Here is a 12,757-nt window from a genome sequence, read left to right as displayed (position 1 = left end):
CACCAACTGCAGGCCGCTTAACCTTTAATGTCGATGAGCCAGAACCTCCGTTCCGAATAACCTGAAACTGTCTCAAATCATCTGACGACGGACAAGCAATGACCTCCAACTTCAGCTACGCTCAGCGTCAGATGCGTTTGAGATGGGGAAGGCGCTTTTTTCCGTCGCGGGCTCCACCACTGCTGGAGGGTACGAATGAGCAAGAGCCCTTTATGCCTTGCGACTGCATTCGCCGTTATGGCTCCCTTGCATTTGTCGACGCCCGCTCGAGCCTGTAAAGCCCGGCCGCATTCCAGCGTGCTGTGCACTATCGTTCCGGCCTCAGCTGAGGTCCGGGATGCGCCGAACGGCCGCGTCGCGTATGAGGCAAGCGGAAACGTGCGGGTTGCCGGGCAATCTCGGAATCGGCAGTGGGCGCATATCGAGGTGCCCTGCAATGGATATACGGGCTGGATGGCCCGCCAAAATCTTGCTTGCGAAAGTACCGCCGCCGCCAGCGCACATGAATTCGCAAAGCCATAACCTAGAGTGGATCGGATCCAGCGGAAAAGGCTCGCAATAAAGATCGACCATGGCGCGGCCCACGCACAAAAGCGCGCGAGCATTGGGACGGTTCTCCAGGCAGGAGTCGGTCGACTGTGAACACAGCTCGCGGTCGGATGGCGACAATTCCAGCGCTATCTTGAACATAGGATCGCTTCGCAGGGAATTGGCGTCGTTGCCGTATTCGTAGGCCGCCGCGATCTCGGCAGTCGAAAACGGCTGATGTCGGCAAGGCTTTCAGGAAACTCTCTGTGCAGTCAATGACGGGAAATCCCTGACAAGACGAGATTGCCAGAATTCGTGCATAATCGACGTGCACGACGAATTAAAAAAAATAATCAATAACAAAAAGCGGAGGATTGATTGTGTTCTTGGACAGTGGAAGTCGGGACTATGTCAAGCAACTCCATAATGAACTTCTCCTAGCGGTCAAAAAATTGCGGCGTAGCGGAAAACTGGTTCAAAGCATCTGCGTGGCGATTCAGAAGCGCAGGCCCAACGACAAACTCGCCGAAAACCTACTTGCGACAGTCACATGCCTAGATCAAGAATTGACGGATGCAAATCTCGACGCCCAAATGCTCGAACCGAAGGCCGAGTGTTTGGCCAATAGCGGCCCTGCGTGTGCAATCCTAGTCTTGCCCACTTCTCGTCCGCCTGCATCCAAGATTTCTTAAGAAGTCGGCCAACTAGACTAGTGCCGCTCCGCAGGGATTATGACTCTTTGGCTGGGTCTGGATAGGCACGCGCCAGCTTTTGTCTGGCTTTATCGGTGGTGAACATCTCGTTGATACGGGCGCTAGCGTTGTTCCGCTGTCTTTCCAGGCTGCAATCTCTGAAACCAATTTGTCGCGTTCGCCGTTGCGTCGATCCAGGCACTGACCGCGCAGCATTCCGGTTTCGATCTCGACCATGTTGAGCCAGCTCGCGTGCTTGGAGGTGTAGTGCAACTCCAAGCACGCAATATTCGATGCTCTTCTGGGGCCGGGAAGGCTTCGTAACGCACGCCGGCGGAACGGGTCGATAGATTTGTCTAGCACGACCCGTATCTGCTCAGCCTGGTGTTAATCGGCAGCGGCACGATCGAACCCGGCGAAAAGTCCGCCAAGCCGACGCCCCGGAAATCCAATAACGCCATCGCCAAAACGCCGAGCTCTGCGGCTTTTTGCGTTCCCTCCTGATCCACATCGTCGGCACAACTTGTACAACGATCAGCGACGCGAATCTCTCCGCTTTTCCGATTAGGATTTGCGTCGGTTCATGGCGCACAGGGGAACAGTGGAAATCGATAGCGCCGCCGCCGAGAAGTGCGCTCGGCATTCGTCGCTTGGCCTACGGATTTTCGTGGGGCTCAAAAGGATGAGCACAAAAGCGATAACGAGAAATTGGGGAAATGCCCCCTCCCCCGCGCCATGCGAAAGGCCTCGGCGACGGCGTCGCAAGCCCTTTGGAGCAAGTGAGTCGCTAACCGAGCGCGGCCACCGGGCCGAGCGACATCGCGGCGATCAGAAACGCCGCAGCGTTTTCCAGTAGATTAGGCTCGCGAAGCTGTGACATACTTGGTTTCATCTTTGCCACGCAGTGCAAAGTATCCGCATGTAATTAAAGTCATTGCAGAAATGGATTGAAATATTCCACCGCAGAAATGTTGAAAAAGTCAGTTCTCTTCGCGCCTCGATCGCGGGCCTGAGATGATCTTTAGGGGACTTAGGTCCGCAGCGCAGCGGGTTGCCGACGACTCGCGGAACGCAATGCTTTGACCGGTGGCAGCTCGTGACGCGTCGCCATCGCAGCGCGCCGAAGACGGCTTGTTTTGGCTTCGTCGCGCCGAGCGCGAGTATCGTGTTTAGGACCCCCGCCTCGACGCGGCCGTCCTCCAGTCTGCCGAGACCGTCCGGCCGCCCCGCCGCGCAGCGCGCCGAGAAAGATGCCGACCATCATGAGCTAGGCGTTTGGCTCGCGTTCAGGAAGGGCAGCCATTGTTTTTACTATAATGTCTCCATTTTATCCATGAATTACTCTGGGCGGTTTCCAAAGGCAGCGCCCTTGCGCGACGGTCTCTATCCAAAGCCCGGGAAAAATGTTAGCGATTATCTTATAAAAAAAGGTAGGAACTTCGCAGAGGGAGGAACTTCGCTATGTCCCAGGCGAAATCTGCTGCAAAGGGAAAGCGTCGGCGTAAAGCGATATCTGCGCTCGGGATCGCCGGGGTGTCCCTGGCGACGGCGGCCGGCGATGACGGGGCTTACGCATCGACGGGCGGATCGGCGGCGGAGATACCGTCGCAAAACCATATCTTCATGCTTGGCGAAGAAGAAATATCTGATGTCAGCTTGGCGACGTTCTACGTTTTTGACAAGGAAAACGCCCGTTCGCCTGAGGCCGAAGTTCAGGTAGCCTACCGGGGCTGCGGTGGGTGCAGGGGCTGTAGAGGTTGCGCTGTAAGAGCCTGCAGAGGGTGCGGCGGCTGCAGGGCCTGTGCGGGCTGCAGAGCTTGCAGGGCCTGCGGCGGATGCGGCGGCTGCGGCTGCTGTCTGTCATGGGGCGCCTGCCGCGTTTGCTAGATCCGAGGCTCCTGGCGATTGCGACTGACGCACGCGGCAATGTCGTTGGCTTGACGGATTACGTGGGGCCGTGGCTATATTGCTTGGCGCGTCGAATGGCGGCAGGGTCGCGGCTTGGAGAATATCAGCCTTAAAATGGCGAACCCCACGAAGTTCGAAGCTCCTAAACCTACGCGCGCCGACCGCTTGAACGGCGGTCGGGGCCCCTTTGCGACACGGAACGACAAAGATATTCCGCAGTTTTCGCCAAATTTCACCGTCTATGTTATCCCGCCTGATGTCGTTTGCCTCTATTCCGAGGATCGGAAGTTTTTTCTCCACGGCGAACTCTATTGCGCGCTCGCCTCGGCAATCGGCAGTGGCGGCAAGAGTTTTCGGGAGCTCGTTCGCGCTCTCGAGAAAGATTTTCCAACGGACAAAGTCCAGGAGGCGCTGAAGCGGCTGACCGAACGCCGGCATCTGGTCACGCCGTCGAACTTCTTATCGGGACCAATGGTCGGCTATTGCGCCGCTCTTGGCTTGCCGCTGGAGACTGCGGAGAAGAACCTCCGGAACTGCCGTGTGCGCCTTCAGGCAATCGAGGTAGAAGGCGCAACTGAACTCAGCGCCGTCCTTTCCGCCCTTGGCGTTCGCGTCGTGACTCGCTCTCCCGATCTGACAGTGACGCTCGTGAGCGATTATCTCGAGGAAAGACTGAGCGAACTGAACCGGCGGCATCTGTCCGACAACACGCCCTGGTTGCTCGTCCAGCCTTCCGGCATTTTTCCGCTCGTGGGTCCTATCTTCGCTCCCGGCGAAACCGCCTGCTGGACCTGCCTTGGCGAGCGCATGAAACGGAACCGGGAGGTAAAGGCGTTTCTCGACCGCGGACAGGCCCGCCGCGTCGCAGTCTCGCCGCTCGCCGGCAACACGCTTGGACAGGGTGGCGTCCAGCTCGCGGCCATAGAGATCGCAAAAGCGATCGCAACTGGTTTTCGCACGGAATTACGCGATCACATCATCAGCCTCGATTTGTTGGGCGCGACCACGTCGAAGCATTATGTGGCGGCCCGCCCGCAATGTCCCGCCTGCGGCTCCACTGATTTGCGCGACCCCGGGCGCGCGCCTTCGCCGCCCGAATTTGGCGCCGGCGCCAAATTGGTGATGACGAGCGGGGGGTTCCGCACCGTTCCGTCGGGGGATACCGTAAAACAATTCCGAAAACACGTAAGCCCCCTCACCGGTGTAGTGTCGCGCCTCGAACGCATCGATGTTAACTTCCCGATGAACACCAACTATCGCGCCGCGCACAATTTTGCCGGTCCGGCAGCGACGCTTGACGAGTTGAGGGCGGGACTAAGCGGTGGCAGCTTCGGCAAGGGAAGCACCTCAGAGCAGGGCGAAGCCAGCGCATTGATGGAAGCGATCGAGCGATACTCCGGGATTTTTCAGGGCGACGAGATCAGGACGACGCGACGGTCGACAGATTTCTCTGTCGGCGAGGCGATTCGTCCAAACGAGGTCTTGTTGTTCAGCGACAGGCAATATCGTCAAGGGCAGGAGCCGGCGCCTGACTCGCACGATTGCCATTCGACCCCGGCCCCGTTTGATGAATCAGCAGAAATAGAATGGTCGCCGATCTGGTCGTTGCGCGACAAACGTTTCAAACATTTGCCGACCAGCCTTTTATATTTTTTCTACAGAGGCCCCGCCGGCTACCACGCGCACGCGGATTCCAACGGCTGCGCAGCTGGCAATACGCTTGAGGAGGCGGTTGTCCAGGGATTTCTGGAGCTGGTCGAACGCGACGCCTACGCAATCTGGTGGTACAACCGATCGCAGCGGGCGGAACTAGACCTCGACCAGATTGGCGATTCATATGTGCAGGATCTGCGCAACCAGTTTGCCGAAGCCGGGCGCCGGCTTTGGGTGCTTGACGTCACCAGCGATCTGCAGATCCCGTGCTACGTGGCGATAACGCACTGGATCTCGGACGGGCAAGAAAATGTCGAATTCGGTTCCGGGGCGCATTTTAGTCCGCGCATCGCGCTATTGCGAGCGCTGACGGAGCTCAGCCAATTTCTGGCCATCGGCCTCATGGGCGGCGGCAGGGGAGAGAAATCGAGCCTTGACGGCATCACCCCGCTGCGCCTACGGGATCACCCGTTCTTGACGCCGAGCCACAAACCGGCGACCGGATCGGGCTCCGCACCGAAATTCAACCACATCGAAACCAGCGAGCAGGTAGCCGACTGCGTCCGCATTGCTAAGCGAGCGGAGCTTGATTTCCTGGTCCTCGATCAGACGCGCCCCGACATCGAGGTTCCAGTCGTCCGGGTGATTGTCCCCGGCATGCGGCATTTCTATCGCCGCTTCGCGCCGGGCCGACTTTACGACGTTCCGATAAAGCTCGGATTACGAGACCGGCCCATTTTGGAAGATGAACTTAATCCGATTCATCCCCACACCTGAGGTTCATTCGAGGCTTGCACGCTCCCGGAATAAAGAGAGGGCGACGGGCGCCGCCTCCAACAATCTCTGCCCGACTTTGCGGTCACGTCACGCTCGAAGCGGGCGCGAACGGGAGAATTGTCGCAACCTTCGGAGGCTATTCGGTCGATCTCGGAACGTTCGGCGCTGGCGCGGCGGATCACCTGGAGAAACTGGGCGCAGGCCTGCCGCTTAGCTCGTTTGAGTGCGACAACCGCATCGTTGACGAGGCGCTTCATGCATTCGTGCGGCGATTGGCGCGCCACGGCCTGTTGGAGTACCGCTTCGGGCGTTCGCCCGATGGCGACGCTCAATGTGTCATTGAACCGCAACATGCCGATTATTGGCCGGGAAAGCCTCACCTCGGCGATTCCGACATCATCGTCCTGTCACGGTTCGCTTACATGCGCCGACGCGGCGATGCCATGGTCCTTGAATCGCCCCGCGCGGGCGCGTTATTTCAGATTTGCGATCCCAGAATTGCCGCCGCCCTGGTCTTCCTGTCGACGCCGCAACAATTGAAACAGCTCCGGACGCAGGATGGTTTTCTAGGAGTCGAACTGCTCGCGCTGTTGCTGGATTGCCAAATGCTTTTCAAGACCGCCAGCGACGGTGGCCTCCGCGTGGCCGAGGGCGACGACAATTTAGTCTTGTGGGACTTTCACGATTTTCTGTTCCACGCCCGCAGCACGGAGGGCCGGCACGCCAACCCGCTGGGCGGGGTCTATCCATATGCGGGCGTTATACCGCCGCCGCCGGCACTGCGGCCGCGGTGGCCAGGAACGAAAATTGATCTTGCCTCGGATTCGGCCGCGGACCCGAAGGCGATCTCGGCGCTCGCACAGCTGCTGCGTGAACGTCACTCGACTCGCGACTTCGATCCCCGGCGGCCAATCAAGCTCGCGGAGCTCTCACGGTTTCTCGATGGCGCCGCGCGCGTCATTTCGACATGGAGTAGCCGAGTCGAGCTCGGCGGCGGCGGTCCGATGGTGGCCTACGCCTCTAGGCCTTATCCGTCGGCGGGCGCCGCCTACCCGCTGGAACTCTATCTTGCCGTGCACGAATGCGATGGGTTGACAAATGGATTCTATCATTACGACGCCGGAGGGCACGCATTGGCGGCGATCGCCGTCCGCCCGCAGGACCTCGAGGCTCTTCTGACGGGGGCTGAATTTGCAATGGGCGCGCGCGGCAAGCCGCAAGTCCTGATTACGATTGCCGCTCGCTTCAGCCGGATCTCATGGAAATACAGCTCCATCGCATATGCGCTCATTCTGAAGGACGTTGGCGCGTTGCTTCAGACGTTCTATCTCATGGCGACGGATATGGGCCTCGGCGGCTGTGCCGTTGGAAGCGTCAATATCGAACTGTTTGCGAAAATGACGAGGATCGAATTCCACATTGAGGGTTCGGTCGGCCAATTCGCGATCGGGCGTGAGGCAAAACCGGATGCCTGAGGCTGAGGACGTGAAAGCTCGGTCAACAGAACGCATCGCAGGCCGCCTAGCCAGTAAATCGCCGGGCCCGCGCGCTGGCCGGATCGCCCGCCACTACGCGCTTGAAATAGCCAAGCGGATGTGAACTCCGCTTTCCCTCCAATGCGAAAATTGCACCCTGAGGGTCCAGACATCGGGTGACCCAGCTGCCGCCGGGTATTTCAAGCGGCCCTTCAAGGATCTGACCGCCGCCTGTTCTTACGCGCTCGGCGGCTGCATCAATGTCGGCGACGCCAAAGTAGTACAGCCAGAACGGGAACGGCGCCGTGGCCGGTTTAGTGAATATGCCGCCAGTCGTCTGTCCACCCGAGGAGAATGGCTGGTAAATGCCTATCGGACCGACTTCTGCCTCCGCCTTCCGCCAGCCAAAAATTCTGCTGTAGAAGGCAAATGCCTTTTCCGCGTCGGCAGCGAGCAGTTCATGCCAGCTCACATGTCCTGGCTGACCAAGCTCAACCGCCTGCCGCGGACCGCCGCTTAGCCATTTAAACAATCCGAACGTGGCCGTCTCTGGGTCTGCCAGGACGGAAAAACGGCTGACGTTTGGAATGTCTTTGGGCGGAACCAGTACGGCGCCGCCAAGCTGTTTGATCTGCTCCACGGTCGCATCGACGTCGTCGACTCCAACGTATCCGATCCAGCGCGGCACCGCGCCTATTTCCTTCGCGGCCTCCGGGAAGGCCATGAGGCCGGCGACCGCGGCATTTCCTGCGGTAAACAGGGCATACGTCATATTGCGGGTCGAGGGATCCCGCGCGCCCCAACCCATCACGTCGGCGTAGAAAGCCTTGGCGGCCGCCTTGTCCGCGGTCATCAGCTCGTACCAGACGAAGCAGCCATCCGGATCGACCATGCCTGTTTTCCGTTCGAGAAATTCAGGATCCGCGTCTGGGAAACTTGCGCGCTGTCGATGGCGACCAGACAGTTCGCCGGTTTTCAGGAGATGAGGGTGAGATAAAGCGCACATGTCGAAGTTAAGCCAAGCGAACCACTGAATCAAATTTGGTTCAAGCCGGCGCTGCATCACACATGGGTCGCCGTGGGAGCGGCAAGGCGAGTCGTCAGCGAGAACAGGCGGTCATTCGGAAGCCTAGGACGATATCGCCACCGAAAATGAAGGCGTCCGGTTCGCGGCCCGCGTCGGAGCACCACGGAACTCTCCGGCATAAGCATGGCCGGGGCCAACGTCACCTACAGTCGTAGTTCATAGACATACTTGGCAAGCATTCTCCACCTCAACATCAAAAAGCCAGCTGAAGTCGCAAAAAGCGTCAAGACTATCGAGATCAAGCCTGGCGCGCCTGCAAAGACAGCTTGAAGAAGCGCTTCTTTGTCTCCGATAATGCGGGTCGGTGCGCCTGAGGCGCCGCTGACCCCACGTATGAATTGCGCGCCTCGCCGCTGCCCACAAATCCAACTTGCAGCTTGGTTTCAACGCGTCCTCGGCTTCGACGTGCGTGCGAGTATTTCCCGATTGCGAAAATAGCAATCGGCGGGTTAGGTGATTATAGGCGCTCAAGCCTCAAGCGATCCAATTCTCTTCTAAATATCTTGCTCACGGCGGCCCGAAATGCCTGAGCGTCTTATACGGCATGAGTAAACAAAATCGTCGGACCTCAGAACTCCAAAAGTCACAGGCCGAATGGATAGGTGTCCGGCGCGCCATGTGGGCGGCCGCCTGCAAGCGGCGTCACTGCGCCGGTCTGCTCGAACCAAACATAAGCATCGAACTGGTCTGGCAGAACCGCCTCGAAATAATGGCTGAGGAATTCCGTTTCCGGCCGGTAGATCACTCCAATGGCGCGCTCGAGCCTGGGCTTTGATAACGCTTTGCGCACTTCGGCTTTTTGGCCTGATCTCCAATCTGTTAAGGAGCGCTCGATTAAGGCCTGCCGGAAGACGCGCTCATAACTATCTGAGCGCGTGGGGACAACCCTTTTGACTTCCATTGGCCCATCCCACTCGCTTGCGGCCGCCACTGTGCCGCGGTCGGTGCCGAAGCCAATGAGCGCCGCTGAATCCCCAAACGCCGCGCGGCAGGACTCGCCAATGTTGAACTCGCCTTGCCAGCCCATCGCGGTCGCCGCAGCATTGCCGATATGGGAGTTATGAGCCCAAACGACGGCTTTCGCGTCGCCGCCGCGCGCGGCGAGAAGCCGAACGAGAGTGTCAAACATGTGGCGGTCGCGTAGATTCCACGATTCTCTGGAACTGTGATACATCAGCCGATAATAATATTCCGCAGCCTGCACAACGCGCGCGTTTTGCGCGGCGTCAAAAAATGACCCGCCATCGCTGCGAATATAGATGAGCCGCCGGTGGAGCAACGCGCGCAGTTCCGCGACCACCCCTTCTTCGCAGGGCGATTTGCCAAGATGGAGCGCCGCGCGACCATAGCTCGCCGGATCGTCCTGCCATGGGGTGAGGCAGCCGTAACGTGCGCGGGCCGCTTTCGCTTCATCAGGGTCGACGCGATCGAGATAGGTCAGAACGGCTGCGATCGAATTGCCCAGGCTATAGATGTCGAGACCACGGAATTCGGTCCGTGACTGCGCAGGCAGATGCTCATTGTAATCCCTCAACCAATCAACGAAGGCGTGCATCTCGATGTTTCGCCACATCCAGGTTGGGAAGCGTGAAAAGGCTTCTTCAGAGGACGGTTCATGCGCGTGAAGTCGAACGTGGCGGTCGATGCGCGCGGCGTCGGGCCAATCCGCCTCGACGGCAACAATCCTGAATCCATGTCTTTCGATCAGTCGGCGCGTGATCGCCGCGCGGGCCTTGTAAAATTCAGACGTTCCATGGCTGGCCTCCCCCAGGAGGACGACCTTCGCATCCGCAAAACGGTCGAAATATGCGCCAAACTCCGCGATCTCATCAGGCGACGGGAGGGGTTCGCAAGAGGCGCGAACAATCTTCGCCGCCGCATCAGCGCCTTCGGCGCAGACGGTTTCGGAAGAAAGGTGAATGACCATCTTTTGCGCTCCTTAAGCTGCGCGGTGTTTGCCGACTTCCCGGACCGTACTCGCCTGCGGCCCCTTCTCGCCTGCTTCTTCAACGAAGCGAACCTCGGCGCCGACCGTCAATCGGTCGAATGCGTTGTCGAGAACGCTGTTGCGATGGAAATAAACTTCGCGGCCGTCGGCGGTTTCAATGAAACCATAATCGTCGCCGGCAACGAACTTTGACACGCGACCATAGTCGGCGGGCTCATGAAACTTGACCTGACCGCGCATCTCGCGAACGACGTCCTCGATTTGGCACTGAGCGGCGGCGAATGCATCCTTGATCGCGACCGCCACGTGTTCGTGCTCGGGCGCTTCGCCATGCAGCTGAACTTCATGTCGACTCCCTCGCGAAGTAGGCAGCGGCCTTTTTTAGGATGTCGCGCTCCGCCTTGAGCTTCGTGACTTCGCGTCGCAGACGGTCGATTTCGACCTGCTCAGGTTTCTGTTGCCCATGGCCGGGGAAAGTCTGTTTCGGATCGGAGCCTAAACTCCTTCACCCATTTGCGCAAAACGTTCTCGTGAACGTCGATGCCCCGCGACGTCTGCGCGATGCTGACGCCGCGCTCGCGGATCAGACGAACCGCCTCGACCTTGAACTCCCGACTGAATATTCGCCTCGCCATATCCCACCTCCAGTTTCATGAAACACCTTTTCTCGGTGTCCACGAAACCGGCAGCAGGCCAAATAGAACGGATCATTTCAAAGGGGACGCAGAACCAATTTAGAAGCGAACTACCCATTACGAGTTTATTCCGGAGCCGACATGACGTAGGCATGAGTTGCTTATATCTTGTTCACACCGTGCGTCATCATTTAGCTCGGGGCTCGGGCAGGTAGCGCTGATTTGACAATGGTGGAGATTCCAGAGTTTTTTGGGGGGTCATAATGACAATGGAAACCAACGAGCGCCGCCCGATGACAGGCGTTGCAGGCATCGGTTAATTTCGAATAATTTGTGTGGAGTTTGACGCTGTTTTTTTCAGAGACAGCCTCCCGCATTTCGTTGAGAGGCTTCATGGCGCCCACGATCAAGTCAGCCGGAATGTTTTGATAAAGCATGGCGGCTCGCTCAAAGGTGTCCGCGAGCTTACCAATCTCGTAATCCAAGAGACTCCAGTTTTTGGCGTCAATCGCATACCCAAGTTTGATATGTCTCCATTGGGTCGCCTGCATGATGTCGGCGAGGACGACCGCCGCGCTTCGCGCAGACGGCTCGGCAAATGGCACATCATCGCTGAAAGCGGGATAAATTGCGGCTATCAAGCTTAAAATTATCACCGGAAGCCGCGCCATATAAAGCCTCTGCTTAAATTGGGATTGCAATTGTAAACCACCGTTGTGGAAGCGTGACCGACGTTCATGCGATCAAATGGTTCATGTGGTCGGCCATTCCATGTCCGGCACCAATTTGTAGGCATAGTTGAAATCTTCGGAGAGGTTCTTTCGCTTGGGCAGCTTCGGCTTATCCCGAGGCAGCTCCTCGTAGTGGATTTGCGAGAGCAGATCCGTGATTATATTGAGCCGCGCGCGCTAGGCGATATCGTGATCATGGACAATCTCGGCAGCCACAAAGGCGCTTACGTGCGCAAGGCGATCGAGGCGGCGGGCGCGACGCTGCTCTATCTTCCGCCCTACAGCCCCGACTTCAATCCGATCGAAAACGCCTTCTCAAAACTCAAAGCGCTGCTGCGCAAAGCCGCCGAGCGAACCGTCGACGGGCTTTGGAACCTGCTCAACGAGTTCTCCCCAAAAGAATGCGCAAACTTCTTCGTAGCAGCCGGATACAAGCCGGTTTAAGGCGAATCTGCTCTAAAGGTAAAGCTCACGTTTCAAATGTCGCTGCCGAAGCCTAGTAGAAATTTGGGTAGCTCACGCCGCTGGATGGAGGCGATCCCTCTCTCGCAAGATGTTCCTTCGAGGAGGTCGTCGTGGCGGGCGCGCGGCAATTGGCGAGACCGCGCGATCCGCGAGGTGGCGTTCATTTTTTTCATCAGGAAACGAGTGGACTTCCGGAGCGAAGAGAGCGTGACTGTGGGCATGCCGGGGTAAGGCCTGTCGCCCCCTCTCCTGGATCCCGCCCCACTGGCCCGCCGCCATTGTGGGGCTTCGGTCGTGACGGCGCATGCGCCGCCGCAACCGAAAAGGATCTCAAAATGTCGCACAGCAAAACCGTGAAAACGACTAAGCCCCCGCACCCGAAGATTCGCGCCGACGGACCTACGCACCCGGATTTCGTTTCGGCGGCGTCAGCCCGCGCGCAGACCAAGCAGGAGGCCGTGCTCATTCTACTCAGACAGCCAAGGGGCGCGACGATCGCCGCCATCATCAAGGCGACCGGATGGCAAAAACACTCGGTCCGCGGCTTCCTCTCGGCGGTGGTGCGCAAGAAGCTGCGGCTGACTCTGATCTCCGACAAGGTGGGGGACGAACGGATCTATCGCGTGGAGGAGGACTCAAAGCCGCAGAGGGTCAAGCGCAAGACTTCCGCCAGGCCCGCCGCCGCGCCATGACGCCGCCAGACCCGGCCGCAATCGAGGCCGAGATCGAGCGCATCCGCTCGCTCGGCCTTGAGGACCTGAGACGCGAATGGCGGCGGCTCTATCGCAGCGAGGCGCCGCGGATCAGCCGCGATCTTCTTGTCCTGGCCCTTGGATACAGACTTCAGGAACTGGAGCA

General features: G+C 58.7%; 9 protein-coding genes and 3 pseudogenes. 5 read left to right on the top strand and 7 right to left on the bottom strand.

Annotation, left to right across the window (positions count from 1 at the left end):
* Positions 1-546 precede the first annotated feature (546 nt).
* Positions 547-779: pseudogene (locus BM177_RS20855) on the bottom strand (transposase); the annotation flags it as partial.
* Between the two features lie 478 nt (positions 780-1,257).
* Positions 1,258-1,604: pseudogene (locus tag BM177_RS18525) on the bottom strand (transposase); the annotation flags it as partial.
* 1,638 nt (positions 1,605-3,242) lie between these two features.
* Here BM177_RS18525 and BM177_RS18515 point away from each other — a divergent pair.
* Both BM177_RS18515 and BM177_RS18510 read left to right on the top strand, forming a co-directional pair.
* On the top strand, positions 3,243-5,558 hold the full coding sequence (locus BM177_RS18515) for a TOMM precursor leader peptide-binding protein (RefSeq protein ID WP_091686640.1): 2,316 nt from the start codon (positions 3,243-3,245) through the stop codon (positions 5,556-5,558).
* Between the two features lie 263 nt (positions 5,559-5,821).
* Complete coding sequence (locus BM177_RS18510) at positions 5,822-7,033, top strand: SagB/ThcOx family dehydrogenase (RefSeq protein WP_425284439.1); 1,212 nt, start codon at positions 5,822-5,824, stop codon at positions 7,031-7,033.
* A gap of 46 nt (positions 7,034-7,079) precedes the next feature.
* Here the strand turns inward: BM177_RS18510 and BM177_RS18505 are convergent, their stop codons facing one another.
* The 5 genes from BM177_RS18505 to BM177_RS18485 form a co-directional block, all read right to left on the bottom strand.
* Positions 7,080-8,096, bottom strand: a complete 1,017-nt coding sequence (locus BM177_RS18505) for a VOC family protein (RefSeq protein ID WP_244532442.1) — start codon at positions 8,094-8,096, stop codon at positions 7,080-7,082.
* 607 nt (positions 8,097-8,703) lie between these two features.
* Positions 8,704-10,047, bottom strand: coding sequence for an erythromycin esterase family protein (locus BM177_RS18500; RefSeq protein WP_091686636.1), 1,344 nt, complete (start codon positions 10,045-10,047; stop codon positions 8,704-8,706).
* A gap of 12 nt (positions 10,048-10,059) precedes the next feature.
* A complete protein-coding gene (locus BM177_RS20850) occupies positions 10,060-10,374 on the bottom strand; it encodes a cold-shock protein (protein WP_244532441.1) in 315 nt (104 codons plus the stop codon).
* Between the two features lie 140 nt (positions 10,375-10,514).
* Positions 10,515-10,703, bottom strand: a complete 189-nt coding sequence (locus tag BM177_RS20990) for a transposase (RefSeq protein ID WP_280140597.1) — start codon at positions 10,701-10,703, stop codon at positions 10,515-10,517.
* 191 nt (positions 10,704-10,894) lie between these two features.
* Complete coding sequence (locus tag BM177_RS18485) at positions 10,895-11,374, bottom strand: hypothetical protein (protein WP_091686632.1); 480 nt, start codon at positions 11,372-11,374, stop codon at positions 10,895-10,897.
* 204 nt (positions 11,375-11,578) lie between these two features.
* On the opposite strand from BM177_RS18485, the pseudogene BM177_RS20985 reads away from it, so the two are divergent.
* The 3 genes and pseudogenes from BM177_RS20985 to BM177_RS21230 form a co-directional block, all read left to right on the top strand.
* Positions 11,579-11,878, top strand: a pseudogene (locus BM177_RS20985) (transposase); the annotation flags it as partial.
* 356 nt (positions 11,879-12,234) lie between these two features.
* Complete coding sequence (locus BM177_RS18475; RefSeq protein ID WP_091686649.1) at positions 12,235-12,591, top strand: DUF3489 domain-containing protein; 357 nt, start codon at positions 12,235-12,237, stop codon at positions 12,589-12,591.
* Positions 12,588-12,757 (top strand): DUF2924 domain-containing protein (locus BM177_RS21230; RefSeq protein WP_175492701.1); only part of this gene is annotated, 170 nt, incomplete at its 3' end. The genes BM177_RS18475 and BM177_RS21230, both read left to right, overlap by 4 nt.

It is taken from the genome of Methylocapsa palsarum, from assembly GCF_900114285.1.
GTDB lineage: Bacteria > Pseudomonadota > Alphaproteobacteria > Rhizobiales > Beijerinckiaceae > Methylocapsa > Methylocapsa palsarum.
This window is presented reverse-complemented; position numbering and strand designations above follow the sequence as displayed.